24 protein-coding genes are annotated in these 26,064 nt (G+C 34.4%); 8 read left to right on the plus strand and 16 right to left on the minus strand.

Annotated features, from left to right (window positions below; all coding sequences use genetic code 11):
* Positions 1-3: 3 nt before the first annotated feature.
* The 3 genes from porW to LPC23_RS02790 all read right to left on the minus strand — a co-directional run bounded on the left by porW (position 4) and on the right by LPC23_RS02790 (position 4,923).
* Positions 4-2,601, minus strand: coding sequence for a type IX secretion system periplasmic lipoprotein PorW/SprE (gene porW / locus LPC23_RS02780; protein WP_229330933.1), 2,598 nt, complete (start codon positions 2,599-2,601; stop codon positions 4-6).
* A gap of 87 nt (positions 2,602-2,688) precedes the next feature.
* On the minus strand, positions 2,689-3,384 hold the full coding sequence (locus LPC23_RS02785) for an ABC transporter ATP-binding protein (RefSeq protein WP_229326285.1): 696 nt from the start codon (positions 3,382-3,384) through the stop codon (positions 2,689-2,691).
* 72 nt (positions 3,385-3,456) lie between these two features.
* Entirely contained in the window at positions 3,457-4,923 is a 1,467-nt protein-coding gene (locus LPC23_RS02790) for a DUF5687 family protein (protein ID WP_229330935.1), read from the minus strand.
* A gap of 276 nt (positions 4,924-5,199) precedes the next feature.
* Here LPC23_RS02790 and LPC23_RS02795 point away from each other — a divergent pair, with 276 nt between their 5' ends.
* Positions 5,200-6,252: a ferredoxin--NADP reductase gene (locus LPC23_RS02795; RefSeq protein ID WP_229330936.1), complete on the plus strand. Its 1,053-nt coding sequence runs from the start codon at positions 5,200-5,202 to the stop codon at positions 6,250-6,252.
* Positions 6,253-6,470: 218 nt separating this feature from the next.
* Here LPC23_RS02795 and LPC23_RS02800 read toward each other — a convergent pair whose 3' ends face one another.
* Both LPC23_RS02800 and LPC23_RS02805 read right to left on the minus strand, forming a co-directional pair.
* Complete coding sequence (locus tag LPC23_RS02800) at positions 6,471-7,484, minus strand: glycosyltransferase family 9 protein (protein WP_229330938.1); 1,014 nt, start codon at positions 7,482-7,484, stop codon at positions 6,471-6,473.
* A gap of 256 nt (positions 7,485-7,740) precedes the next feature.
* Complete coding sequence (locus LPC23_RS02805; RefSeq protein ID WP_229330940.1) at positions 7,741-8,346, minus strand: DUF4254 domain-containing protein; 606 nt, start codon at positions 8,344-8,346, stop codon at positions 7,741-7,743.
* Between the two features lie 93 nt (positions 8,347-8,439).
* Between LPC23_RS02805 and upp the strand changes: the two genes are divergently transcribed.
* Positions 8,440-9,093, plus strand: coding sequence for a uracil phosphoribosyltransferase (upp, locus tag LPC23_RS02810; protein ID WP_229330943.1), 654 nt, complete (start codon positions 8,440-8,442; stop codon positions 9,091-9,093).
* Here the strand turns inward: upp and LPC23_RS02815 are convergent.
* Positions 9,088-10,017 carry a DUF6427 family protein gene (locus LPC23_RS02815; RefSeq protein WP_229330945.1) on the minus strand — a complete coding sequence of 310 codons (930 nt, stop codon included), beginning with the start codon at positions 10,015-10,017 and terminating at the stop codon, positions 9,088-9,090. The genes upp and LPC23_RS02815 overlap by 6 nt on opposite strands.
* A gap of 137 nt (positions 10,018-10,154) precedes the next feature.
* Between LPC23_RS02815 and LPC23_RS02820 the strand changes: the two genes are divergently transcribed.
* Positions 10,155-10,385 (plus strand): DUF6341 family protein, encoded by a 231-nt coding sequence (locus LPC23_RS02820; RefSeq protein ID WP_229330947.1) that lies wholly within the window; start codon positions 10,155-10,157, stop codon positions 10,383-10,385.
* Positions 10,386-10,402: 17 nt separating this feature from the next.
* Here LPC23_RS02820 and purD read toward each other — a convergent pair whose 3' ends face one another.
* From purD to LPC23_RS02850, 6 genes are all read right to left on the minus strand, one after another.
* Entirely contained in the window at positions 10,403-11,677 is a 1,275-nt protein-coding gene (gene purD, locus LPC23_RS02825) for a phosphoribosylamine--glycine ligase (protein ID WP_229330949.1), read from the minus strand.
* A gap of 118 nt (positions 11,678-11,795) precedes the next feature.
* On the minus strand, positions 11,796-12,779 hold the full coding sequence (locus tag LPC23_RS02830; protein ID WP_229330951.1) for a UDP-glucuronic acid decarboxylase family protein: 984 nt from the start codon (positions 12,777-12,779) through the stop codon (positions 11,796-11,798).
* A 13-nt stretch (positions 12,780-12,792) separates the two neighbouring features.
* Positions 12,793-14,472, minus strand: coding sequence for a DUF6909 family protein (locus LPC23_RS02835; RefSeq protein WP_229330953.1), 1,680 nt, complete (start codon positions 14,470-14,472; stop codon positions 12,793-12,795).
* Positions 14,473-14,512: 40 nt separating this feature from the next.
* Positions 14,513-15,382 (minus strand): carboxypeptidase-like regulatory domain-containing protein, encoded by an 870-nt coding sequence (locus tag LPC23_RS02840; protein WP_229330954.1) that lies wholly within the window; start codon positions 15,380-15,382, stop codon positions 14,513-14,515.
* 109 nt (positions 15,383-15,491) lie between these two features.
* Positions 15,492-17,000, minus strand: coding sequence for a GH3 auxin-responsive promoter family protein (locus LPC23_RS02845; protein ID WP_229330957.1), 1,509 nt, complete (start codon positions 16,998-17,000; stop codon positions 15,492-15,494).
* Between the two features lie 10 nt (positions 17,001-17,010).
* Positions 17,011-17,499 (minus strand): peptidase, encoded by a 489-nt coding sequence (locus tag LPC23_RS02850; RefSeq protein WP_229330959.1) that lies wholly within the window; start codon positions 17,497-17,499, stop codon positions 17,011-17,013.
* A 213-nt stretch (positions 17,500-17,712) separates the two neighbouring features.
* Here LPC23_RS02850 and tatA point away from each other — a divergent pair, with 213 nt between their 5' ends.
* Positions 17,713-17,886: a twin-arginine translocase TatA/TatE family subunit gene (tatA, locus tag LPC23_RS02855; RefSeq protein WP_229330961.1), complete on the plus strand. Its 174-nt coding sequence runs from the start codon at positions 17,713-17,715 to the stop codon at positions 17,884-17,886.
* A 78-nt stretch (positions 17,887-17,964) separates the two neighbouring features.
* Here the strand turns inward: tatA and LPC23_RS02860 are convergent, their stop codons facing one another.
* From LPC23_RS02860 to LPC23_RS02870, 3 genes are read right to left on the minus strand one after another with little or no spacing between them, the layout of a single operon-like run.
* A complete protein-coding gene (locus LPC23_RS02860; RefSeq protein ID WP_229330963.1) occupies positions 17,965-18,288 on the minus strand; it encodes a hypothetical protein in 324 nt (107 codons plus the stop codon).
* On the minus strand, positions 18,276-18,518 hold the full coding sequence (locus tag LPC23_RS02865) for a hypothetical protein (protein WP_229330965.1): 243 nt from the start codon (positions 18,516-18,518) through the stop codon (positions 18,276-18,278). Before LPC23_RS02865 ends, LPC23_RS02860 begins: the two co-directional genes overlap by 13 nt.
* Positions 18,519-18,561: 43 nt before the next feature.
* Positions 18,562-20,685 (minus strand): Tex family protein, encoded by a 2,124-nt coding sequence (locus tag LPC23_RS02870; RefSeq protein ID WP_229330967.1) that lies wholly within the window; start codon positions 20,683-20,685, stop codon positions 18,562-18,564.
* 107 nt (positions 20,686-20,792) lie between these two features.
* Here LPC23_RS02870 and LPC23_RS02875 point away from each other — a divergent pair, with 107 nt between their 5' ends.
* The 3 genes from LPC23_RS02875 (at position 20,793) to LPC23_RS02885 (ending at position 22,627) form a co-directional block, all read left to right on the plus strand.
* A complete protein-coding gene (locus tag LPC23_RS02875; protein WP_229330968.1) occupies positions 20,793-21,965 on the plus strand; it encodes a PDDEXK-like family protein in 1,173 nt (390 codons plus the stop codon).
* Between the two features lie 2 nt (positions 21,966-21,967).
* The gene (locus tag LPC23_RS02880) at positions 21,968-22,288 is read left to right on the plus strand and encodes a hypothetical protein (protein ID WP_229330969.1); all 321 of its coding nucleotides are present in this window, start codon (positions 21,968-21,970) and stop codon (positions 22,286-22,288) included.
* A 66-nt stretch (positions 22,289-22,354) separates the two neighbouring features.
* Positions 22,355-22,627: a DUF1294 domain-containing protein gene (locus LPC23_RS02885; RefSeq protein WP_229330970.1), complete on the plus strand. Its 273-nt coding sequence runs from the start codon at positions 22,355-22,357 to the stop codon at positions 22,625-22,627.
* Between the two features lie 2 nt (positions 22,628-22,629).
* Here LPC23_RS02885 and rpiB read toward each other — a convergent pair whose 3' ends face one another.
* Complete coding sequence (gene rpiB, locus LPC23_RS02890) at positions 22,630-23,061, minus strand: ribose 5-phosphate isomerase B (RefSeq protein ID WP_229330971.1); 432 nt, start codon at positions 23,059-23,061, stop codon at positions 22,630-22,632.
* A gap of 803 nt (positions 23,062-23,864) precedes the next feature.
* On the opposite strand from rpiB, the gene rnr reads away from it, so the two are divergent.
* Complete coding sequence (gene rnr / locus LPC23_RS02895) at positions 23,865-26,045, plus strand: ribonuclease R (protein WP_229330972.1); 2,181 nt, start codon at positions 23,865-23,867, stop codon at positions 26,043-26,045.
* Positions 26,046-26,064 lie beyond the last annotated feature (19 nt).

The raw sequence follows: 26,064 nt of genomic DNA on the forward strand, positions 1-26,064 counted from the left end.
AATTTACTGCTTTTTTGAGGCTAAATAGCTTTCTAGGTTTTTCTTGATTTGAACCACTTTATAATTATCGCTCGAAATAATAATTGCGTCTTGATGGATTGTAAACTGCTTGTTCGTCTTCATATAGTTAATGATGTCAGCAGCATAAGCCTCGGATTTTATGTTGTGAATTACTACAAAGTTTTCTTTGTCAGTATAAACATCATAGGAATACGATCGTTTTTCTATTTTTTCTTCGGCGATGAATTTTTTAATTTTATCTTCAATTTCAATAGTAATTGGATCTGTTCTTAAACCCGCTTTAAATAGTATTTTCCAACTTTTAGCATTCGTGGTAAACTCCATTTTTTCTAATACGGGAATCTGATCGTTAACGATCTCTTTGGCTTGTCTTCCTTCGTCAGTGTTGGGATATTGAGCTGCAATTGCTTCTAGTGTTTTTTTATACGCTTCAATTCCAAATAATTTAGCTTCTGTATTGGCTCGTAACAATTCCAATTTAGGTGCAATTTCATCTCCTGAAAACTGAATAATTGCCGTATTTATTTTTTCTAAAACCGACACAAACTGCCCTTCTTTAAATTCTTGATACAACTGACTGTACGTTTTTTCAGGAGTGTCTAACTTTAAACCATCCGTGTCAGAATTGTTGATAATTTGCGCATACCGCGAAGAAGGAAACTGAGCAACAATTTGACTTTTCATCTGTGATGCTTTACCTAAGTCTGTAATGAGATAGATTTTATAGAGGTTGTACATTGTTGGTAAAACTAGTTTTTCCTCCGGATTTTGTTTTAAAACGCTTTCTAGTTTGGCTGTGGCCAAAGCATATTCTTTGAACTTTTCTTTATAAATAAGTCCCAACTGTAAGTAGGCAAAATTTCGTTCTTGATTAATGCTGTCCAATTCTCTTTTTTCAGTAGGCAATTGAGCTAAATAATACTTTATTTCAAATTTGTCGGTTGGTTGAGACGCTTTTGCTGTGGTAGATCCCTCAATTAATTCGCTTTCGCTGGATGGCGAAATTAAAATCTCTTTAGTATTGGCACTCATTCTCCAATAGCCTTTAGCGCTTCTGCTGCCCCAATTCTTTTTAAATTCTAACTGACCGTAGGAAACTGTGGTGGGGTTGTAAAAATAGAAGGTGTTTGTTGAAGTTGCTTGCGATTTTGAAGTAATCAAAGGACTCGAAGACGGCGATTTCAAAAGCCCTTTTTGATTGCCCATTGGAGCAGAACCTGCATTTTCTATGCTAGCCATAGCTTCTTGTTGCCTCTTCGCCATTAATTGTTTCTTCTCTTCCGCTTTTTTAAGTTTTTCGATGTGATTGCCAAAAAACGTTATGCGTTCCAAATCAGAAAAAGCTACGACTTTTAAAATACTATCGTTTTGTTGAGCAAGTGCGTCATACTTAATTACGTCGTCTAAATTTTTTCTGGTTTTTTCAATTTGGAGAAACTCTCTAGTATTCTTTTCTAATTTCACCAATGTACTATCATAGTATTTTGCCGCCAAAAGAAAATCAGCACTTTTGAAATACATATTGCCTACATTTCTATAATTAGAAGCGGCTAAATAGCTGTTGTCTTTTGCTTTTTTCAAAGAGAGATTGTAGTTTTTTAATGCCAATTCTGCAGTATTACTTTTTTCGTAATACAATCCGATTTGGTGGTAAATCAGGTCTAGAAAAGGACGGTTTTCTCGGTTTTCCAAAAGTTTAGCAAACATTTTTTCTATTTGTTCTTTATTGCCCTTTTGAAAATCAAACAGCTGCGCTTTTTTAGCGTAGGCTTGAATCACATAATCTCTATCGGCTTTTCGATGCATATCAATTACAGATTGGTAACTAATAAGTGCACTGTCTCTTTTACCTAACTCTTCATACAGCTGTCCTAAAATAAATCGGTATCGCGCTTTTTGGGTGTTAATTTTAGTTAGCCCTTGTGCTATTTTCAATTTGGAAACCGCACTGTCTTTTTCTTCTAAATTCAAGAAGGCTTCTGCCAAAACGGCATTAGCATCAGCGACATATTGATTTTTTAATTTAAAATCCTTCAACAATTTCGAAAGATTTTTAATTACTAAAGCGTCATTTCCTAGACGCATATTGGTTTTTTCGCGCCAAATTTTAGCTTCATAAATTTTATCGCTACCGGGATATTTATAAAGAATGTAATTAAATGCGTCCAAAGCGGGGATAAAGCGCTGCTCATAATACCTCACCTTTCCTAACATAAGATAGGCTTCGTCTGTTTGGCTATTTCTTTCTTTTCCGCCAATATTCATAGAATGTTTTTGAATCCCTTTTGTGGCTTTTTTTTCAGCCAAATCAAAATTAGCATTCTTAGTAGTGTCAAAAGTTGAGCCGTCAGACAACTCCATTTTTTCCACGGGTAATCGTTTCCAGAAATTGTTTTTGCTTTTCTCGTTAATTCCAACCAATCCTTTATCATAGCCGATTCCACCATTATACAATACATTATACTTAGTCGTTAATGCATGATAATTCCTGGAAATGAAGGTGTCTTTTTTAGTAGAACAAGCCACTAAAAAAAGAATGGTAAAAAAAATGAAAAAGGGATATGATTTATTAATTTTCAATTGGAAACGGTTTATAACTTTAACTTCTATAGTACTGATTTAGTATACAGAAAGGTAAAATTACGTTTCTTTTTGAAATATGGAAACTTAAACCGCAAAAAAGGCCTCGAGCTCTTGTAGCGTTTCTGCTGATGTTACAATGTCTTTTACTACTTCGCCTTTATTTAATGCCACAATTCTATCGCACACCTCCACCGTATGTTGCAAGTCGTGACTCGAAACCAAAATCGTCACTTGCGGATTTTCACTTAGTTCTTTGATGATTTTTTTCAAACGATTGACTGTAGTAGGATCTAAATTAGCAAACGGCTCATCTAAAACTACCACTTCCGGATTCCCAATTAGAGTAGCAATAATGCCGACTTTCTTTTGATTTCCTTTGGATAAATCGCGCAAATACTTTTTATTGTTCAAGATTTCACCATTGAAAAACTCTTCGTGTTTTGCTAATAACGCGTCTACATCGGCTTTGTTTTGACCGCGTAAATCACCAATGAAATAGAAATATTCTTCGGGAGTTAAGTAGCCAATTAAGAAGCTTTCGTCTAAGAAAGAGGCGGTAAAGGATTTCCAATTTTCGCTAGTATGTACCGGAATTTCGTTATTGATGATTTCGCCAGTTGTAGGTTGGATTAAATCCAAGAGCAAGCTAAAAAAAGTAGTTTTCCCGGCGCCATTATTGCCTACTAATCCAAAACTTTGTCCTTTTGGAATGCTTAAATTATCGATTTGTAAAACGGTAGTCCCGTTGTATTTTTTTGAAAGTTGATTGACTTGGATCATAGTGAATTAAGTTTATGAGGTTAAAGTTTATGGGTTAGAAAATGTTTATTGCTGCTAACCGGAAACTGAATGTTAATTGTTTTGTTTGTAGGCTTGAATGGTTTTGTATTTCTCTACTTTGTAGACTTTTTCAATTTGAGAAAAAACCCGGTCGCGTAATGCAAAACCGATTAGCCCAGCACCTGCCACAAGAGCTAAACCTGTATTGGGTCCTTCCATGTATTTACCTAATGCATACAGTAAAACGGGTAAGACAATCTTTGGTAAAGAAATTAATGTCGTATGTAAATTAAACGCTTTTTTGTCCCCAAAAGCCCCTTTACTCGAAGTTAGATCAATTGGGGTTTTGGTGTAAGCGCCAGCGTACAAAACTAAATGTGAATTGATGCCAATATTATAAATAGCACCCGCCAAAATAATCAAATAGATCTCCCAACCGAGGTAGATATAAAAGGAAGATATTACGGTAGAAATTACTGTTGCAATCACAATTAACCACCATTTTGAAGTCAAATAGTTCTTATATGAAATGTTTTGGGTCATCATTAATGGGTAGTATTGACTGTCCCAACTTGGCACAAACTGACCAAAAGTGAACAAAAAGCCACCTGTGACAAAAATGCCTGCAAAAATTTGCATGAATTGTGGCTGAGAAGGGTTATTAAAAAAAATAAAACCGTAAAACAAAAACAAAATGCTCATTCCTACCGTGGTTTTGGAGCGCTTGTTTCTTTTAATTAATTTGATGTCGTTTTTCAAAAATGTGCCTAAGGTTCCAAACTGATTCAGCCAAGTAAAATTTTCTGTTTTTGCAATCGCTGATTTAGTGGCTAGACCTGCATCGAGATACAATTGCTTTTTAAAGAAATCATAAGTGATTTTATATAATCCTATAAGCACTAAAAGTGGAACTAAAAATAATCCCGGACTGTGAAATAGTCCTTCAAAAAAGGGTGCCGAATAATCTGTAATGTTGAAATAGCCGTAATGTTGTAATCCGCCTAAAACAACTACAATTGCTAGTAAAATTCCAAACAAATTGTCTTTGTTGCTAAATAATACATTGATGAAATTGTTAATGTACACTATCGAAAACATTGCTAAATGCCAAGAAATAACACTCTCTATTGGATGGTTTTCTATGAACAACACAACGGAGAAAGGAAGAAAGAAAAAAGCGTGCATCCAATTAAAATAAGACAAAGCCGTTTTTCCAAGAGAAAAATGAACAATCGTACTTTTTTTAATAGTCAAAATTAACATGGGGCGAATGTTCATTACGGGGATTTTTTGCCATAAAAAACGCAGCGTTAAATCGAAGAGAAAATAGTAAATCAAGAAGGTATTGATTTGAACTAAAGGATCTAAATGATTTTCTTTTAGACCATAATACAACCCAATACCCATCGAAAGCAAAGCGAAAGAATACAATAACGCTACAATGGCCATTAAAATTTTGATGGCGAGATTAGTTCCAAAAGAAGCCGAACGGGAAAACGATTTCCATTCCAGCGAGAGAAAATGTAGAATAAACTTCATTAAGTATAGATTTGGTGAATAAGTAGTTAAAAATAATAAAAAGTTACCAATTCCAATTTCTATATTTGAAGTTTTTTAATCCATTTAAATCCTTTAATCCGTGGCGAGGACTTTCGTTGGGTAACTTTTCAAGACAATGACTAGAGCAAAAAAACTATTCTTTGTGCTTTTGCGCCCCGGCCTGCGGCAGGCAGGTTTGTGGTAAATCCTACAAACCTGATCTTTATCATTTTCTAAAAACTCCCCAGTTTAGTATATTTGTCAAAAATTACAACTATGTCTTCCTTTTTAAAATTAATTATTAAAGAAGTGAAACGCGAAACCAAAGACGCTGTTTCCATCCTTTTTTCTGTTCCTGAAGAATTACAATCCAACTATACTTACATTGCTGGTCAATACATTAATTTGCGATTGACTTTGGATAACCAAGAAATTCGTCGCGCCTATTCGATTTGTTCTGCTCCGGATAGTGGGGAGTTACGCATTGCGGTAAAAGCAGTTTCTAACGGACTTTTTTCACAGTTTGCCAATACCAAACTCAAAGCCGGTGACGTACTCGAAGTGGGACAACCAGAAGGAAAGTTCACCTTTGAACCACAAGCGGATCGCCAACGTAATTATGCCGCTTTTGTGGCGGGTAGCGGAATAACACCAGCAATTTCTATCTTGAAATCGGTTTTAAAAAGCGAGCCAAAAAGCAGCTTTGTATTGGTATACGGAAACAAATCACCAGAAGAAACAATTTTCCACCAAGAATTACACGATTTACAATCGCAATATGTAGGTCGCTTATTTGTTCAGTATGTGTATAGCCAATCCAAAGCAGATGGAGCTTTGTCTGGACGAATTGACAAAACAACTGTGAATTATATCTTGAGAGAAAAACACGCCAGTTTGGATTTTGACAAATTCTATTTGTGTGGCCCTGAAGAAATGATAAACGCCGTTTCTGATGCTTTAAAAGAAAAAAACGTCAAAGAATCCAATATCAAATTTGAATTGTTTTCAACTTCTACCAAAGAACATACTGTCGAACAATCGTTAGACGGACACGCGCAAATTACGGTGATGGTGGACGATGAAGAAATGACTTTCGAAATGTCAGCCAAACAAACCATTCTGGATGCTGCTTTAAAACAAGGTATTGATGCTCCTTATTCTTGTCAAGGCGGAATTTGTAGTAGTTGCTTGGCACGCGTTACTGAAGGAACGGCCGAAATGACTAAGAACTCTATCCTTACCGAAAAAGACGTGGCAGACGGATTGATCTTGACTTGTCAAGCGCATCCTACCTCGGCTACGATTCGTGTGGATTTTGATGATGTTTAGTTTTTGCCGCTAACCTTTGCCGCTAAGACACAAAGGCGCTAGGTTTATAATTGATTTATATAAAAAATGAGAAGTGATTGCTTCTCATTTTTTGTTTTTTCACCTGCAACGTTTTCAAAACCTTGTTGTATAAATTACTTAATTCATTTTGTGAAAAGAAATCTGCGAATCAGTGGTGAGATTATTCGTCGTGCTTTCTGGCTATGACTAATTCGTGTTTACCACTTAAGGATTTCCTCAATTCGAGCAACAACCTGTTCTGGTAAAATCGTACGCATGGCGTTTTCGTAACCCGCTACTTTTTTATTCCCGTAAACCGAAGTAGGTAGTTGTGGAAATTGATTTCTGTCGGACACCAAAGCGTTGTCTAGCGTTTGATTGAACGGTAAAAATCCTGCATACGGATGGGTCGCGCCCCAAAGCGTCACTACTGGCACACCTAACATAGCTGCTATGTGTCCGTTGCCAGAATCCATAGACAACATCACGTCTAAGTTGCTTATTACATTCAATTCGTCTTGAAATGGAATTTTTCCTGCCATATTGATGACATTCTTTTTATCGCCTGCTAAGTTTTGAAGTTGTTCTTTTTCATTTTGGCCTCCACCAAAGAGAAAAATAGTTTGGTTTTCATTGGCTGCCAAAGCATCTATTACTTCCTGCATTAAATCCAGCGGATAGACTTTAGAATCGTATTGGGCAAAAGGCGCAATGCCTATTGTGTTTTTTGATTGGGCAACAATTGCTGCTATTTCAGGTTGGGAAATTTTGGCTTTTGGAGGAAATTTCGGCTGAGACAAATCGATTGGAAAATCCAAGCTTTCAAACACCAATTGGTGTCTTTCAAACATCGTAGTCAAAGGTTGAAAAATTTTATTTTCAGCGCGTGTTAAAGCCTTTTTCTCAGCACGACCTTTGTCTACAAAAGCGATTTTTTTGCCGCTTAAAGCAAATAAACTGCGCACTACTTTGGAACGCAATACATTGTGTAAATCAGCAAAAGCATCGATTTTAAATTCTTTTAAATCTTGGAACAGGCGCCACAAACCCAAAATCCCTTTGTGACGTTCTTTTTCGTCAAAAGCAAAGAAATGTAGATTCGGAATATCCTTGAAAAACGGTTGGAAAAACGGTCGTGAAATTACGGTAATTTTCAACCTTGGATATTGGTTTACCAACGCCCGTAAAACAGGAACCGTCATAGCGACATCTCCCATTGCGGAAAGTCTCATGACGGCTATATGTTGAATTTTTTGTTTCATCCTAAAACTCAAAAACGAGATTTAATTTTTTTTCTAATCTTTAAAAAATCTTCGAACAAGTAATATCGAAAGAGATCCCGAACTCAGCATTTGAATTAAAGCATCAATATCATTTTTCGTGAAAATCAATAAGTAAATATTATAGAGAATACCTAAAAAAGCAAGAACATAAATTACTTTTAAAAACCAGGGTTCTTTGGTAAAAAAAGTGTTTTTGAACATGGTATTACTTTTTATTTTGGTACAACACCGGATTCAAATCATCGTCGTTGTACATTTTCATTTGTTTGTACACTTTCATGAATTTGTTTCCGTTTTCAATGTCGGTCAACAAATCGTCAATAGCAGTAGATAAATCCGTTCTTTGTTCTAACAAAACATTTAATTTTTCTTGACACTTGTCTTTGTGTTCTTGTGAAGCGTCTGGACGACTTACCTCCTCTTGCATATGGTAAATTTTCAAAGCCAAAATAGACAATCTATCAAATGCCCAAGCTGGACTTTCAGAATTGATTTTTGCATCTACTTTTACTTTAACATGACTGTATTTTTGAAGAAAATAACTATCAATATATTCCACCATATCGGTACGTTCTTGATTGGAAGCATCAATTCTTCTTTTCAAAGTCAAAGCCGCAACAGGGTCAATATTGGGGTCACGAATAATATCTTCAAAATGCCATTGCACCGTATCGATCCAGTTTTTTAGATACAATAAATGTTCAAATTGTTCCTTTGGAAAAGGATTATTAATGGGTTGATCTACATTATCAAATTGATGATAATCTTGGATACTTTGTTCAAATACTGAATAGGCTAATTTTGAAAACATGTCTTTAAAATTGAATCACAAAGATACTTTTTTATACATTTATAGGATTGAAAAAACGATTAAAGTTTTATAAAACCATTCTAAACTCAATTTATGCAAATTCATCATCTGTCTGAAAACAATAGTGTTCTGAATCATTTCTTAGGTCAAATTCGCGATGTGAATATTCACAACGACAGCCTCCGTTTTAGAAAAAACATGGAGCGCATTGGCGAAATCATGGCATATGAAATGAGTAAAAAATTAGAGTATAAAGCGGTGGATATTCCAACACCTTTGGGAACAAAGGCGACGCAATATATTAAAAATCCATTAGTGATTTGCTCTATTCTGCGCGCAGGTTTAACATTGCACAATGGTTTTTTAAACTATTTTGATACTGCCGAAAACGGATTTATTTCGGCTTACCGCCACCACCCCAATAACGACGATTTTTTTGAAATTGTAGTGCAGTACCAAGCGGTTGCTGATATTAACAACAAAACAGTTATTGTTGTAGACCCTATGTTGGCCACAGGACAATCTATTGTGGCTGTTTTTAAACAATTGATAGAAAGAGGAGCTCCTGCCGAAATTCATATTGCAGTGGTGATTGCCGCTCCTGAAGGAATTGCACATTTGAAAGCCGAATTACCCGATACCTGTCATCTTTGGATAGCCGCCACAGACGACCACCTCAACGAACACAGTTATATTGTTCCGGGATTGGGCGATGCGGGAGATTTGGCTTATGGCCCCAAATTATAATTGGCTCATAAATGAAAACATGCTGCACAAAAGCACTAGTCCAAACGCTATTTCTTGCTTAAATCTCGTTTGAGAATACTCTAGATGCGCAGTTGCTAAAATGGCTAAAGGCGCAATTGTCAATGCTAAAAAATCACTGGCTTTGTCTGCTGAAACAACAAAAACAATAGCTCCAATAAAAAAGGAGGCAACCACCTTTTTATAGGAAGTTTGTACCATCGAGGGGCGATTTGATAAAGTAATTAACATCGAAAAAACAAAAAACAAAGCTACTGACACGTAGATAGAAAAAGCTATATTTTCGCTAGTGTTCGTAAAATAATCAATCGCAAAATTAGTTTGACTTGCTTTTTCAAGATATTGAAGTAGATTAATGTCAAAAATAGAAGTGAAAAAGGCAAACAATATTCCAACAGCCAACAAGGCGATAAAAGGCAAAACCCAATTGGTATAATCTCTCGAAACCAATAAAATGATTGAAATAAAGACTAAAATCAAAAACAAAATCGACCAAAAATGAAATAATGAGGCCAAAATAATCCATATTGATGCGTCAAATATTTTTTCTTTAGACGCTTTCATCGACTGCAGCGAAATCAATCGACGCAAGGCTAACAAAACAAAAAAATTAGCAAATAAAAGATCCAAATTGTTAAAAATGGAAGGAAAAAATAATACAAATAACAAAAAGAAAATAGCGGTATAACCACTGTCTTTGGTCAATCCGTTGCGTTTTCCAATAAAGCTGGTCAAGAAAACAGACGCCAACACTAACAGAAAAGTAAATCCTTTTTTTAGTAGTAAAACACCCGAAGGCATCCAAGAAGTATCCTGAATTTGGTAGATAAAAAAGAAAAACAACACTAAAAATACGATTAAAGCGTAATTTAATGGTGTAGATTTTTTAAAAACACTTGCAATCATAAGGATATTTTATACTTTTGTGTCTGTAAATATACTACTTGTTTAAAACAAGTTCAAAAAAGATTCTTTTTAATAAATAGCTTTCTTTTTTTAAGTACTTACTCAAACACTAAATAACACTATAATTTTATATTATTATGAAATCATTTTTCGAAGGAATTCAATTCTTATTTGTAGATGTATTATTTGCTCCTCTTGATTTTTTAAGATCTTTAGAGCTTTCTTCATGGACTGCTGCTAATGCAATCAACTGGATCTTCATGATTATTTGTTCTGCTGCAATCGTATATTGGATCAAACAATTACAAATTTTTGACGAAGCAGGTACTGAAAATCAAGATACTACTGCACATTCATTCTTGAAATAATTAAGAAATATTGGAAACTACTTTAAGTCGTTTCCAATATCTTTTCTAAAATACATCTTATCAAATTGAAGCTTAGCGATATTTTGGTAAGATTTTTTTATGGCTTCTTCAAAGTTATCGCCATACGAAGTAACGGTCAACACACGCCCTCCGTTAGATAACACTTGATTGTTTTCTAATTTCGTCCCTGCGTGAAAAACAATCGAATCTGTGATGTTTTCTATACCTGTAATTACTTTTCCTTTTTCAAATTCTTCCGGATAACCGCCCGAAACCACCATTATCGTTGTAGCACTTCTTTCGTCCACTTCCAACGCAATTTGGTCTAGTTTTTCATTGGCTACCGCCAAAAACAATTCCACTAAATCGGTTTTTAATCTCGGAATTACAACCTCCGTTTCTGGATCACCCATTCGCACGTTGTACTCAATCACGATCGGTTCGCCTTTTACATTAATCAAACCTATAAAAACAAATCCTTTGTAGGGAATTCCGTCTTTTTGAAGTCCGTCAATTGTTGGTTTTACGATGCGTGTTTCGATTTTTTCCATCAAAACAGCGTCAACGTAAGGAACTGGAGAAACGGCTCCCATACCGCCTGTATTCAATCCGGTATCGCCTTCGCCAATGCGTTTGTAATCTTTGGCTGTTGGTAAAATTTTATAACTCTTTCCGTCAGTTAAAACGAAACAACTCAATTCAATTCCGTCCAAAAATTCTTCGATCACCACTTTAGCGCTAGCAGTTCCAAATTTTTGGTGTACCAACATATTGCGTAATTCTTCTTTGGCTTCTGCCAAATCTTGAATAATCAACACGCCTTTTCCAGCCGCCAATCCGTCTGCTTTCAATACATAGGGCGGTTGAAGTGTTTCTAAAAATTGGCATCCTTGTTCTACGGTTTCTGCCGTAAAACTATCATAAGCTGCTGTTGGAATGTTGTGTCTGAATAAAAATTCTTTAGCAAATTCTTTACTTCCTTCTAATTGCGCGCCAACAGTCGATGGACCAATTACAGGAATATGTTTTATGTCGGCATCATTTAAGAAGAAATCGTAAATCCCTTTTACCAATGGATCTTCTGGACCAACGACAACCATTTCCACTTTTTCTTTTAAGACAAAGTCTTTAATAGCTGGAAAATCAGTTGGGTTGATATTGATATTGTTCGCTATTGCTGCGGTTCCCGCGTTTCCTGGTGCAACAAAAAGGGTGTCGCAAAGCGGACTCTGAATCATTTTCCATGCAAACGCATGCTCTCTTCCGCCTGAACCCAATAGTAAAATAGTCATGTTGTAGTTGTATTAGTTACTTGTCCGCCTTTCGGAGGATGGTGCAAAAATAATGGCTTTTGAACGGAAATAATAATTAATTTTTAAAAATTATTTTTATTCAAAAGCCAATAAAAAGTTATTTAATATAATTCGAAAAATCTTTGTGTTCCTCTTTTGAGAGTTCTTCTGGCGAAAGGGATTTAAAATACTCATAGGTAATTTTCATTCCTTCGGCTCGCCCTACTTTGGCCTCCCAACCCAATAATTCTTTGGCTTTGCTAATGTCGGGTTGACGTTGTAAAGGGTCGTTAATAGGCAACGGATGATAAACTACTTTTTGATTCGTTCCTGTTAATTTGATGATTTCTTCAGCAAAATCTTTGATGGTAATTTCATCTGGATTCCCAATATTCACTGGATACACATAATCCGAATGGAGTAACCTAAAAATTCCTTCCACCTGATCGTCTACATAACAGAAAGAACGGGTTTGCATTCCGTCGCCAAAAATGGTTAAATCCTCTCCGCGAATGGCTTGACCAATAAAGGCAGGAATAACTCTTCCATCGTTGAGACGCATTCTTGGGCCGTAGGTATTAAAAATTCGAACTATGCGAGTCTCTACACCGTGAAAGGTGTGATACGCCATGGTAATCGATTCTTGGAAACGTTTGGCTTCGTCATACACGCCTCTTGGGCCTATTGTATTTACGTTGCCATAGTATTCTTCAGTTTGTGGATGCACCAAAGGATCGCCATAGACTTCTGAAGTCGAAGCAATTAAAATTCGCGCTTTTTTCACACGTGCCAATCCTAATAAATTATGTGTTCCTAACGAACCAACTTTTAGGGTTTGAATCGGAATTTTTAAATAATCTATCGGGCTTGCTGGCGAAGCAAAATGTAAAATGTAATCTAACTTTCCTGGAACGTGAACAAATTTAGTGATATCATGGTGGTAAAATTCGAAGTTTTCCAACTTGAATAAATGCTCAATGTTTTTCAAATCGCCCGTAATCAAATTGTCCATCCCTATAACAAGATAGCCTTCTTTTATAAATCGGTCACAAAGATGCGACCCTAAAAATCCCGCCGCTCCTGTTATCAATATTCGTTTCATAATTGGCATTTGATTATTTTACATTAAAAATTTGTTCCAAAATTTTGATCGTAATCAAATACGTTGGTTTTACTCCTGTAGTTCCTAAACCTCCTGAAGCCAATGTACTTCCGGTTTCTAATGGGTTATCAGAAGCATAATACGCATAGCGCACTTTGATGTCTTTAGGCACACTTTTTCTAATTCTCGAAGCCGATTGAATGGCTTTTTGATAATACGCGCCCTCCATTTCTAGTCCGATTGCTCTCCAAGTCGATTCGTGAAAGAATTTTAACAAATCCCTGTTTTGCAATGAAGTTCCTAAAACAGTTACCATTGGACCTGCAAATACTGCAATATCGTTGCCTTCAAACATCTCCGCAGTTAATTCATTTTCAAAGAAGTAATTGTCCGCTGTTCCTTCGTTGATATGCGCATTAGGAATCATAATATCGCCCTTGCCTCCTTCTAAAATTCCCGCTTTTCCCATAATGGAAATCGACTGAGCGTTTAAGAACGTTTCTTTTTTGTAAGGTTTAAACAACTCGTCAATCGTTTCATAGGCTTGCTCTCCAAAAGCATAATCCATTACAATTAGCACTGGTTTTTCGTCGCCTAAATTAGCTTTAGGAAAAGAGGTTTTACTCCAATCTATTTTAGCAGTGTCAAAAATCTGAACATCGATGTTTGTTCCTGAAGTGTCTGGCAACGAAATCATTCCTTGCTTCAAGGCCACCGCTTCAACCAAATCACGAACATCATTGGCTCCAGACTTACTCAATTCTTCATAAATAACAAAATCCGATTGGTTTTTGAACTTCGTTTTCAAAGCCGGAACGGCAAAAATGGAATTCATTACCGAGTGCATATTAGCACTAATGACATGAATAGGTCTGCCTAATAAATTATTTTCTTTTAAAACTTCTTTGATATTAGTTGCCCAAATTTCGCCGTGAATATGGTGTCCCAAACGCTCTCTCAAGACTGGGCTGAAAGTGATGGTTCGTTTGTTGTTTTCTACAATTTCTTCAATGGCTAATTTTCCTAACCAATAAATTACGTGTAAGAAACGATCTGGCGAGGTAGCCGAACCAAATGCATCGTAAATGTCTAAAACTTCTTCGAAGGTTCTGCCTAAAATATTAGCGGTGTGAGAAATTGCTTTCTCTTTTTCTATTTGGGTTAGTTTTTTGGGTTGCTGAACCGCAATTTCTAATTTTTTCCAATCGTGTGACACTTCGCCTGCTTCGTCCAACAACACTCTGTTTTTAATTTTGTGCGATTCGATGAAGATAAAGGTCAAGTGCGTCAAAATATCGTAAATGTCTGAACGCCCTCGGGTAATAACCACGTTCATTTGGTCTTCATCAATACGGTAGCAATTACGACGTCTTTTTGGAGGAACAATCGCTTTAAAGTGCGATTTTGAATAGCCTTCTTCTGAAGTTAAATTGATAAATCGGCATTCTTCAATCCCAATAGGAAGTCGTTCAATAACGTACAAAAGTCCGTTTAATTCTACTTTTTCGTCGGCAATATTTCCGTAAATTTCAGGACGTAAAGCTAGTAAAGCTTCGCGTAAAGTGTCTCCCGAAACTCCCATCGGCTTATAAAAACCGCGGTTAAATAAATGCCTCATGGTAATGTACAGTCGTTCAATAGCTGCTGACGACTCTTGCGCTCTAGAGCGCGAAATGTTTTTGATTTCTATCATCTTTATATATTTTTTAACCTGCAAAAGTACAATTTTATTTTTAGTTGGTTAGAATTAGATTGATGGCTGGTTCAAAAACCTTATTGTCGTATATTTTAAAATCACCCTTTTGACTTCTTGGTTGTCTTGGGAATTTATACCATCCTTTTGAGGTAAAAACAAAACTATTCTCTTCTTCAACAAGATTATATGACAAACCAGGTTCATATGTTATTGCTTTTGATTTTTGATTTGCAAAACGTGTATAACTTTTATTCGTGTCTAAAAAGAGTGTTTCAAAAACTATAAAAACACCATTGTCTGGAAATACAAGATTGTATTTTTCAAAATTGATTATGTTTTCATTTCTTCCTTTTTTAACCGTTACAATAATTTCTTCTTCAATTAAATCTGCATCTGGAAACCCTTTGCTATTTAGGCTTAAAACTCGCAATTTAAATTTAGCGTTAGCAATTTGAGATTGTGTAAAAACTTTTACTTTTTTGAAAAATCTTGACTCGGCGTAACTTTCATGGAAGGGAAAATAAAGCGCTTTCAAATTACCTATTTTATCAGAAATTCGAATTGCTTTTTTTTGAAGTTTTTGCCCAATTTCTATTTCTCTTTGAAATTTTGGTCGTTCAATAACCACCTCTTTTAATTCGAAAACTTTGGGTGTCAAAAAAATTATCTCGCTTTTTGAGGAGGCTCTCTTTATTTCAAAACCCAAAACCGAAAAAACCAAAACTTTTTCTTCTTTTATATCTAATGAAAAGCTGCCATCGGTCCCTGAAGTGGTGCCAACTGATTCATTCTCTACCCAAATATTAACATACGGTATCGGTTGGCCCGAAATACTGTCTTTGACCACACCTTTGATTTGGGCGGAAAGTGAAAGAGAAGCCAACACTAAAAAATAAAACTTATTCATAATTGGATATTAAGTGTGTCAAACTGTCTCGAAGTGTCGGGATGGTTAACTTCGTTGAATCTTCGATTTCAATTTTTATTTGGATTCTAAAAATAAATTCAGAATGACATTAGAAATATTTAGCGTTACTGAAAAAATCTGCTATTTTTCTGTCGTTAGACAGTCGCGGAATTTTATTCTGGCCTCCCAATTTTCCTATGGATTTCATATAATCTTGGAAGCCGTTTTTAGGGACTTTAGTAATCACTAATTGTCGTAAAACGTTACCCACAATTAGATCGTCATAATATACGTTTTGTTTGCGCATGGCGTTGTCTATTTGTAGAGCAAATGCTTCTAAATTATCGGGTTCTCCAGAGGCTTCAGCATCAAATTCGATCAACCATTCGTGGTACGGTAATCCTTCGGCTGGATTGATTTGTGGAGCAACCGTAAACTCATTCACGCGAATTGTTGTTCCTTGCATTGCCTCTTGTAAAGCGCTTTCTACTTCTTTACCAATCACGTGTTCTCCAAAAGCAGAAATGTAATGTTTAATACGACCTGAAACTATCACACGATACGGTTGTAAACTTGTAAACTGAACAGTATCGCCAATATTGTATGCCCAAAGTCCTGCATTGGTAGACAAAATTAAAACATAATTCACACCCAATTCTACTTCGCCAATGGTATAGCGCTTAGGATTGGGACTCGAAAATTCGTCACTCTTAATGAATTCGTAGAAAATTCCAGAGTTCAACAACAGTAACATGCCTTTTTCTTTTTGGGAGTCTTGGTAAGCAAAAAAACCTTCCGAAGCCGGGAAAAGCTCAATTGAATCGACTTTTCGACCGATTAAATTTTCAAATTTAGCACGATAGGGTTCGTAATTGACTCCGCCATAAATGAACAAATTGAAGTTTTTGAAGATTTCGCCAACAGGCTTGCCTCCTTTTTGCTGCAGTTTTTCAAAATACATTTGAACCCAAGACGGAATTCCTGAAATCACCGACATGTTTTCATTGAAAGTTTCCTCAACAATGGCGTTGACTTTGGTTTCCCAATCTTCAATACAATTGGTTTGCCAGGAAGGCATGCGGTTTTTTTGTAAATATTTGGGAACAAAATGCGCGACAATTCCAGACAAACGCCCTAATTTTATTCCATTTTTTTCTTCTAAAATAGGGCTTCCTTGTAGAAAAATCATTTTACCATCCACAAAATCGGAATTGCCTGTTTCGTGAATGTAATGCAAAATGGCATTACGAGCCGCTTCGATATGGTACGGCATGGATTCCTTGGTCAACGGAATGTATTTTGCCCCCGAAGTGGTTCCTGAAGTTTTAGCAAAATAAAGTGGTTTTCCTTTCCAAAGCACGTTCTCCTCCCCTTTTACCACTCGATCAACATAGGGTTTTAGTTCTTCATAATCGCGAATAGGAACTTGTTGGGCAAAATCAGCTGGAGATTGAATTTGGGCAAAATGATGATCTTTCCCAAACTGCGTGTCTTTCGCTTGACGAATTAATTCTTGGAACACCTTGTTTTGGGTTGCTACAGGGTTACTGGCCCAAGCTTGTGTTTTTTTTACCACTTGACGTGCAAATAATCGAGCCGCAATAGATTTTATAGACATGCTGTTGGTTTTATTTTTTCTTTTTGGAAGCTTTTTGCTCTTCTTTGTTTACTGTTTTTCGAAGATCTAATTCTTCTTTTGACGCTGATAAACTTCCCTCTACTGGAGCTTCATCTACAGATGATAAAATAGAATCTTTATTGAATTTAGCGAACTCTAACTCGCCTGTCAACACTTTTTTAAGTGATTTAATGTAGGCTTCGTTTTGTTCCAATGCGCGCGAAAGAGAATCTGATTTTAAAGCTAATTCTGTAGCGTCTCGTTTTAATTTAGAAGAAGAATATCCCGGAATAAACTCGCGTAAAGGAGTAAAAGCAATAATAAATGTAGTGACAAAAATGATGAAAATAGCGCCTAAACCCAATACTACAAAAACATTCATCAGGGTTAGTTTTAAAGAGAAGGTTTCTTCAAAAGTGTCTTCATTTAAAATGATTAAACGCCTTTTATTGAATAAATTTTCTTTTAATTGCTGTCTTTTTAATCCCTTTTTAGACATTGCTTGTGGTTTATTGAACAAATATAAACAATTATTGTCTTTGATGTTATGACTTGATTTTAGAAGTACAAAGACTACTAAATCACGTTTTAATACAAATTTAACGCTTTTGAAACTAAATAAATGATCAAAAAAGAATTGCTATTCGCTAATTCTATATACATTTGTACTTCATTATTAAACAAATTTGCTTCGGCATAAAAATAATAAATCATGGGAAGAATAGGTTTACCAGAAATCCTTATCGTTTTAGCAGTTGTATTATTGCTTTTTGGAGGAAAAAAGATTCCAGAACTAATGAAAGGTTTAGGAAGTGGAATTAAAGAATTTAAAAACGCAGCTAAAGACGATTCGTCTGCAGTTAAGAAAGAAGATACTAAAGAGTAATTCTTTACATATTCTAATAAAAAACCCAGGTTAATTAACTTGGGTTTTTTGTTTTTATGATCTTATGTATTTATTTTTTTATAAATGTTTAGCGTGATGTGAATGGTTATTTAGAATTGCTGTAATAATATAAATTTGTTCGTGTTTTTTAAAAAAAACATACCAAGTGGTTCTATGATTGGAATTATAAAAAATATACTGTTCTCCAAAATGCTTTAATTTCTTTGGGGTGGTTTTATGAGGAAAACTGGCAATAGAATTATTAATGAATGAAACTAATTTGTCTTTATAATCAATGGCATAATCTAATGATGCAAAATAATCTTTGGAGTACAATTCAAAAACCAAGTCATTAAAAGATTCTAGTACTTCTTTTTTGAAAAAAATTCTTATTTGCTCCATGATAAGCCCTCTAAAAAACAAGTAGTCTTACTAGAAAACTCATCAATTGTGATGGCATTTTTCATTTCTTTTTCAAAATCTTTTGGCATTTTTGAAATGGAACTTTTCGATGAGCTTTGTTCATTCACTTCAGAAACAGATTCTTCGAAAGTTAAATCATTCACTTTGATAAACTGTTTCAGAGCCAGAAGTTCTTTTTTGTTTCTAGGAGTGATTGTAATTGCCGTCATTAGTATCTGATTTTTAATAAACAAACTTACAAAATATTTCTATTTACAACACCATTGTCAACTGAATTCGTTTGCGGTCTTCGTCCACTTCAGTTACTTTAACCTCAACGTGTTGGTGTAGTTTGACTACCTCATTCACATCGCTCACAAAACCCGCTTTGAGTTGGGAAATGTGAACCAAACCGCTTTCTTTAATTCCAATATCCACAAAACATCCAAAGTTGGTAATGTTATTTACAATTCCCGGTAAAATCATTCCTGATTTTAGGTCTTTTATGGATTTGACATTCGGGTCAAACTCAAATATTTTAGCTGATTTTCTTGGATCCAAACCTGGTTTCTCCAATTCTTTGATAATATCTTTTAAAGTCAACAAACCTATTTCGGGCGTGGTATAATTTTCAGGTTTGATTAAGGCGGTTTTGTCTTTGTTGCCAATTAAATCGTGTACCGAAAGTTTCAAATCTTTTGCCATTTTTTCTACAATCGGATACGCTTCTGGATGCACCGCCGAATTGTCTAATGGGTTTTTTCCTTCTTTAATTCGGATAAAAGCCGCGCCTTGTTGGAACGCTTTGTCTCCCAAACGAGGCACTTTTTTCAGTTGTTTTCGATCGTCGAAAGGACCGTTTTCGGAACGGTATTGCACAATATTTTCAGCCAGCTTCTCTACTATTCCACTCACATAACTCAACAAATGCTTGCTTGCCGTATTGATGTTAATTCCTACTGAGTTCACACAACGAATCACCGTGGCATCCAACTCTTCTTTCAATTTATTTTGATCTACATCGTGTTGGTATTGGCCTACGCCAATGGCTTTTGGATCAATTTTAACCAACTCCGCCAATGGATCGCTCAATCGTCGCCCAATAGAAACCGAACCTCGAACAGTGACATCGTAATTAGGGAATTCTTCACGGGCAATTTTCGATGCCGAATAAACCGAAGCGCCAGCTTCTGACACCACAAAAACCTGAACTTCCTTGTCAAAAGCAATTTTTTTGACAAAAAATTCCGTTTCGCGCGAAGCGGTTCCGTTTCCAATGGCAATCGCATCAATTTTATAGGAATTGACCATCGAACGGATTTTTTTCATGGCCATAGCCTCTTCATTTTGAGGTGCGTGCGGGTAAATCGTTTCGTTGTACAACAAATCGCCTTTTTCGTCCAAACAGACTATTTTACAACCCGAACGATACCCTGGATCAATCGCTAAAATTCGTTTTTCTCCCAATGGTGGCGCCAATAAAAGCTGCCCTAAATTAGTTGCAAAAACCTGAATGGAATTCGCGTCGGCTTTAGCCTTAGCTTCTTGTAATGTTTCATTAGCAATAGCAGGTTGCAACAATCGTTTGTAACTGTCTTCAATGGCTAGTTGAATGTGCGGTGTAGTATCGTTTTGACGTTTCAAAATAATTTCGTCAATAATATCATACGCCTCGTCAATATCCACTTCGATTTTTAGTTTTACAAAACCTTCATTTTCGGCACGCAACATCGCCATTAATCGATGAGGCGGTGTTTTGCTTAATAATTCCGACCAATCAAAATACTGGGAAAATTTTTGAGCCGCTTCGTCTTCTTTTTTGGTTTTCACCACCTTGGTAGTAATGGTTGCTTTTCGCTGGAACAAGCGTCGTAATTGTTGTCGAACGTGAATGTTTTCATTAATCCATTCGGCGATAATATCTCGTGCGCCTTGCAAAGCAGCCTCTTCATTGATTACATTTTCATTGACATATTGAGTCGAAATAAAGTCAATATTGTCATTGTTTTGTGCAAAAATGATTTTTGCTAATGGCTCCAAACCATTTTCTCGCGCCACATCGGCCTTAGTTTTTTTCTTCTTTTTGAAAGGCAAATACAAATCTTCCAACTCTTGTAAATCAAAACTGTCTTGGATTTTTTTGGCTAATTCAGGCGAAAGTTGACCTTGCTCCTCGATGGTTTTGAGAAAGCTTTCCTTGCGTTTTACAATCTCATCGTATTGTTTATTCAATTTAGCAATTTGCTCAATCACTACTTCGTCTAGATTTCCAGTTTGGTCTTTTCGATATCGAGAAATAAATGGAATGGTACAATCTTCGTTTAATAATTGAACTGTTTTTTGAATGTTGATTGCGGCAGTTGGTACCGATTTTGCGATGAACTGAATGTTGGTCATTGTAGGTAATTTGAAGTGCAAAGAAAGAAAAAATAAATTTATCGAATACTTGCAAAATCACAACTTTTTATAAGAAAATTATTAGGATTTTTGTCTTAAATAAAAAAATGGAAACATTAAAAACTCTTTTGCAAAACGCAACAATCATTCAAAATAAATATAATGATTTAGCTGAATATTCTGGCGAAAACTATAATATATTTGATATACTAGGTGTTTGTTCAAATGAACTGAGTCATTCGTCAATTCTAACAAATTTGCTAGATGCAAAAGGAAAACACGGTCAAAAAGATGTGTTTTTAAAATTATTTTTAGAACAAATAAATAATCGCTTTAAAGAAGAACCACATTCTTATTACGATTATTTTAAAAAATTTAATACTTCAAACTCAACAGCTAAAAAAGAAATTCATCTTGGTGGTGTTAACTTTGAAACAGTAGAAGGTGGTCGAGTAGATATTGTTATAACATCAGAACAGGAAAATATTATAATTGAAAATAAAATTTATGCTGGTGACCAAGACCAACAATTGCTTAGATACAATAATTACTACAGAAACCAACCTATTATTTATTTAACATTAGAAGGAAAGGAGCCTACCGGTGGCTCAAAAGGTGGTTTAATTTTGAACCAAGATTTCATATGTTGTTCTTATCAAATCGACATCAAGGAATGGCTTGAAAAATGTATAAAGGAAATGACAAACAAACCTTTTATTAGAGAAACACTAAATCAATATTTAATTTTAATTCAACAACTTACCAACCAATCAAATAATAACAAAATGAGCGAAGAAATAAGAGATTTAATAACGGTTGAAAATGTAAATTTAATTCCTATTATCAATCAAGAATTAAACAATATTGTTGAAGAATTAAAACAAAAAATATTTAAATTAATTGGTAATCCAAAAATTGAATTGAATGAAAATAAATATATTGACATTGTTATAAACCAAGATGGAGACGGGGTTTATATAGGATATAAATATTTTGAAGGAAGTGAAAATAAAAGCATTATTCATAAAAACGGTGTGTTTTTTAAATCATTTAAAGAGATCCGGGGGGATAAAAATGTAGCAACTGGAAATCATACTTTTGCTTGGTACAATCCTGTGGGTTTTAAAAGACACGAAAAAATTGAACATTTAGACAAGGTAGAATTAATAAAATTATACCGCGATGAAAAATATTTCAATGAATTTGTTTCTAAAATAAAAGATGAAGAGTTAGAAATTAGAGAAAAGTTTAGAAAAGAAATAATTAATAAAATTAGTTGAAAATGGAAGAGATTTTTATGAAAAATTGGATAGGCTTATCTGTTATTGTTTGTGTAATTGGTTATTTAGTTTATTATTTATTAGATAGGAAATGTAATTTTTGTGGTAAATTGGGTGTTCTTCAAAAAACAGACAAAGAATTAATAAGCCAAAAGGCAAGTAAAATAAAAGAAACAATTAATACGAAAGATATTAAAGGCAAAATAATACGATCTAGAGAAGTTATGGTTCCAGCTACCACTAAAACATTTAGAATTTACTATGAATGCAAGAATTGTAAAAAACTAGAAACTAGAATAAAAACTGAAACTTTAAAAAATTAAATTTATGTTCACTTATTTTGCTTTTTTTGGTTATTTAAAAGGTAAAGTTTAAAAAACACCTCTCCTATGCCACTTTTATATTTTTATTTTTTAGCCATTTCCTTTTTGAGCTTCTTTATGATGGGTTACGACAAGTATTTAGCTCGAAATAAAAAAAGAAGAATCTTAGAAAACACTTTATTACTATGGGCTTTATTTGGAGGAAGTATAGGAACTGGTTTCGGGATGTGGGTATTTAAACACAAAACTTCCAAAAGAAGTTTCCTTTGGAAGTTTTGGAGTATTGTGTTATTTCAGTTTTTAGTAGTGCTAGCGCTCTATTTTACTGACACTATATGAATTTATTGACAAGCAATTTTATTCACGCGGTTTTGATGTCTTCCACCTTCAAATTCTGTGTTTAAAAAGGTTTCTACCATTTCTACCGCTTGCGGAACAGAAGTATAACGAGCTGGAATACTAATCACATTCGCATCATTATGTAAACGAGCTAAAGCTGCGATTTCTTTCATCCAACATAAAGCCGCACGCGCTTTTTGATGTTTATTCACTGTCATGGCAATTCCATTACCACTACCGCAAATCACAATTCCAAAATCTGCTTTTCCTTCTTCTACATCTTTAGCTACAGGATGCGCTAAATCTGGATAATCTACCGCATCAAAAGAATCGGTTCCGTAATTAGTGATTTGGTGGCCTTTTGCTTCAAGCATAGCCACAATTGCTTTTTTATATTCTGGACCTGCGTGGTCGTTTCCAATAGAAATATTCATTGTTAGTAGTGTGTTAAGTTCGTGTTCAAAATTAAGGAAAGATTTTGAGTTAGAATTCATAAATAGATTGGTTTCTTTGTTTGTTTATTAACCAAAAAATAAACGCTTTTAAAAAGCGTTACAAATAGCAATAAATCAAGTTAGTACCTGAAAAATAGTTTTTAATTATTTAAAAATCAACTGCTTTTTTATACTATAAATGTTAAAATTTTGAATTGTTAATAGCAAAACGCAATTGGTTGATTTTCAGATAACATTAAATTAACATACTGTGTTCATAACTCAAGATAGAAAATAAGAAGTTTTTTATGGTGGTAAAAGAAAAAAATGTAATCCAAAACCCAGTTTAAAAATCCTAATTTAGTTTGTTGAATTTTTAGAAAAGTTATGAATAGAAAAAAGACGTTTATTAACAGATTTTGAAAATTTACTTATCTACAAAAAGAATAAGTTTTAGGTTATAAACAGCTGTTAATTAAAATCAAGAAAGTGTTTGTTTTTAAATCTTTACCTATAAAAAACCATGTTAATAACTAAAAATAACTAGTTGTAACTTCATTTCAAATCCTTTTTTAAAAAATTTATACTAACTATTAACACACTATAATAACCATTAAAAAATAATTTTAAATTTCCTTTTCTTTTTATTGTTTTAAATAGATGTTGACAACTTTGAAGTTTTAAAAAAATATTTTTTAAGAATAATTATCCTTTTTATAAAAGTTATATTTTTAATAAATCTGAGTCTTTAAAAAGGTATTCTGATTTCTTATTTGTAATTTTAGACTTTTAAGAAAAGAAATATGGGAAAGCGTTTAAGAAAACCGCTCAAAAAAGAGAAGACTTACTCTGAAAAAATTGTAAAAATACTATCTCAAAGTGCTAATAAAGTATTCAATTACAAACAAATAGCAGCCAAATTAGATCTAGACGATACACAAAGTAGAAATCAAATTATAAAAGATTTAAAAATTTTAGCTGCGCAAAAAACAATTATCGAATCAGAACCAGGAAAATATCTAATTAAAGCCGTTAGTCAAGATTATTACGAAGGTAAAATTGATATGACAGGTCGTAAAACAGCTTATTTTGTTTGTCCAGATCTAGAAGAAGATGTTTTTATACCATCTAATAATTTAAATCGCGCTTTAGATAAAGACACAGTTAAAGTCTATGTTTATAACCGAAGAAAAGGACGTCGACCAGAAGGTGAAGTAATTGAAGTTGTTGAACGAAATAAAACTGATTTTGTTGGGGTTATTGATATTCAAAAAAACTTTTCTTTTGTTGCTACTGCAAATCCAAAAATGTATACCGATATTTTTATTCCAAAAGATAAAATAGGAGAGGCGGAGCAAGGTGATGTAGTTTTAGTTCATATCGAAGATTGGCCTAAAAGAGCCGATAGTCCTTTTGGAAAAGTGATCAAAGTACTTGGAAAACCAGGCGAACACGATACAGAAATTCATGCTATTTTAGCTGAATATGGTTTACCTGCTGAATTTCCTATTGAAGTAGAAACCTATGCTCAACAAATAGATACTAGTATTCAAGCTTCTGAAATTGCGAAACGTCGCGATATGCGTGATACTTTGACTTTTACTATCGATCCAAAAGATGCAAAAGATTTTGATGATGCGCTGTCTTTCAAACAATTAGAGAATGGAAATTACGAAATAGGAATTCATATTGCCGATGTTTCTTTTTATTTAGAAGAAGGAACTATTTTAGATGATGAAGCTTATCAAAGAGCCACTTCGGTATATTTAGTGGATCGAGTAGTGCCTATGTTACCTGAAGTGTTGTCTAATTTTGCCTGTTCATTACGACCTCAAGAAGAAAAATATACTTTCTCAGCGGTATTCGAAATCAATGAAAAAGCACAAGTGGTGAACCAATGGTTTGGAAGAACAGTAATTTTCTCTGATCAACGTTTTGCTTACGAAGAAGCGCAATATATTATAGAAACGAAAGATGATACAATTCCGCAAGAAATTTCTATTACAGGTGCGCCGTATCAAGTTTCAGCAGCAATTGTTGATGCTACTTTAAAACTAGATGAATTAGCTAAAATTTTACGCAGAAATAGAATGAACGAAGGTGCTATTTCATTTGATAAAGTAGAAGTAAAATTCAACTTAGATCAAGAAGGAGAACCTGCTGGAGTGTATTTTAAAATTTCAAAAGATGCTAATCATTTGATTGAAGAATTTATGCTTTTAGCGAATAGAAAAGTAGCGGAATTTATTGGTAAACAAAAGAAAACCTTTATTTATCGTATTCACGACGAACCTAATGAAGATAAACTGATTGCAATGCAAACTGTTATTGCGAAGTTTGGTTATAAAATCGACTTTAGAAACAAAGGTGATATCTCTAAATCATTAAATAATTTATTGACCGAAGTTATTGGTACTAAAGAACAAAATTTAATAGATACGTTGGCTATTCGTAGTATGAGTAAAGCGAAATACTCTACGGATAATATTGGACATTACGGCTTAGCTTTTGATTATTATTCCCATTTTACGTCACCTATTCGAAGATATCCTGATGTGATGGTACATCGTTTGTTGCAGTATTATTTAGATGGTGGAAAATCAGCAGATGAAGAAACTTACGAAACTAAATGTTTACATTCTTCGTCAATGGAAAGTTTAGCTACTAATGCGGAACGTGATTCTATCAAATATATGCAGGTAAAATACATGCAGAATCACCAAGATCAAGAGTTTTTAGGGGTGATTTCAGGGGTAACTGAATGGGGTATTTATGTCGAAATTATCGAAAATAAATGCGAAGGTATGGTTCGAATTAGAGATATTAAAGAGGATTATTATACTTTTGACGAAAAACAATACGCGTTAGTTGGCGCCACTTCTCACGGTTTATTACAACTAGGAGATGAGATTTATGTAAAAGTAAAAAATGCCGATTTAGTTAAAAAACAATTGGATTTTCACTTTGTAAGAAGAAACGAATAAGCTTATTTTTAAAAACAGT

The organism is Flavobacterium ammonificans (assembly GCF_020885975.1).
In the GTDB taxonomy this organism is placed as follows: Bacteria; Bacteroidota; Bacteroidia; order Flavobacteriales; family Flavobacteriaceae; genus Flavobacterium; species Flavobacterium ammonificans.

Bases quoted from the DNA above. Each gene is read 5' to 3' on its own strand.
- LPC23_RS02785 (WP_229326285.1), bottom strand. From the start codon at position 3,384: ATGATCCAAGTCAATCAACTTTCAAAAAAATACAACGGGACTACCGTT.
- LPC23_RS02790 (WP_229330935.1), bottom strand. From the start codon at position 4,923: ATGAAGTTTATTCTACATTTTCTCTCGCTGGAATGGAAATCGTTTTCC.
- LPC23_RS02795 (WP_229330936.1), top strand. From the start codon at position 5,200: ATGTCTTCCTTTTTAAAATTAATTATTAAAGAAGTGAAACGCGAAACC.
- LPC23_RS02800 (WP_229330938.1), bottom strand. From the start codon at position 7,484: ATGAGACTTTCCGCAATGGGAGATGTCGCTATGACGGTTCCTGTTTTA.
- LPC23_RS02805 (WP_229330940.1), bottom strand. From the start codon at position 8,346: ATGTTTTCAAAATTAGCCTATTCAGTATTTGAACAAAGTATCCAAGAT.
- upp (WP_229330943.1), top strand. From the start codon at position 8,440: ATGCAAATTCATCATCTGTCTGAAAACAATAGTGTTCTGAATCATTTC.
- LPC23_RS02815 (WP_229330945.1), bottom strand. From the start codon at position 10,017: ATGATTGCAAGTGTTTTTAAAAAATCTACACCATTAAATTACGCTTTA.
- LPC23_RS02820 (WP_229330947.1), top strand. From the start codon at position 10,155: ATGAAATCATTTTTCGAAGGAATTCAATTCTTATTTGTAGATGTATTA.
- purD (WP_229330949.1), bottom strand. From the start codon at position 11,677: ATGACTATTTTACTATTGGGTTCAGGCGGAAGAGAGCATGCGTTTGCA.
- LPC23_RS02830 (WP_229330951.1), bottom strand. From the start codon at position 12,779: ATGAAACGAATATTGATAACAGGAGCGGCGGGATTTTTAGGGTCGCAT.
- LPC23_RS02835 (WP_229330953.1), bottom strand. From the start codon at position 14,472: ATGATAGAAATCAAAAACATTTCGCGCTCTAGAGCGCAAGAGTCGTCA.
- LPC23_RS02840 (WP_229330954.1), bottom strand. From the start codon at position 15,382: ATGAATAAGTTTTATTTTTTAGTGTTGGCTTCTCTTTCACTTTCCGCC.
- LPC23_RS02845 (WP_229330957.1), bottom strand. From the start codon at position 17,000: ATGTCTATAAAATCTATTGCGGCTCGATTATTTGCACGTCAAGTGGTA.
- LPC23_RS02850 (WP_229330959.1), bottom strand. From the start codon at position 17,499: ATGTCTAAAAAGGGATTAAAAAGACAGCAATTAAAAGAAAATTTATTC.
- tatA (WP_229330961.1), top strand. From the start codon at position 17,713: ATGGGAAGAATAGGTTTACCAGAAATCCTTATCGTTTTAGCAGTTGTA.
- LPC23_RS02860 (WP_229330963.1), bottom strand. From the start codon at position 18,288: ATGGAGCAAATAAGAATTTTTTTCAAAAAAGAAGTACTAGAATCTTTT.
- LPC23_RS02865 (WP_229330965.1), bottom strand. From the start codon at position 18,518: ATGACGGCAATTACAATCACTCCTAGAAACAAAAAAGAACTTCTGGCT.
- LPC23_RS02870 (WP_229330967.1), bottom strand. From the start codon at position 20,685: ATGACCAACATTCAGTTCATCGCAAAATCGGTACCAACTGCCGCAATC.
- LPC23_RS02875 (WP_229330968.1), top strand. From the start codon at position 20,793: ATGGAAACATTAAAAACTCTTTTGCAAAACGCAACAATCATTCAAAAT.
- LPC23_RS02880 (WP_229330969.1), top strand. From the start codon at position 21,968: ATGGAAGAGATTTTTATGAAAAATTGGATAGGCTTATCTGTTATTGTT.
- LPC23_RS02885 (WP_229330970.1), top strand. From the start codon at position 22,355: ATGCCACTTTTATATTTTTATTTTTTAGCCATTTCCTTTTTGAGCTTC.
- rpiB (WP_229330971.1), bottom strand. From the start codon at position 23,061: ATGAATATTTCTATTGGAAACGACCACGCAGGTCCAGAATATAAAAAA.
- rnr (WP_229330972.1), top strand. From the start codon at position 23,865: ATGGGAAAGCGTTTAAGAAAACCGCTCAAAAAAGAGAAGACTTACTCT.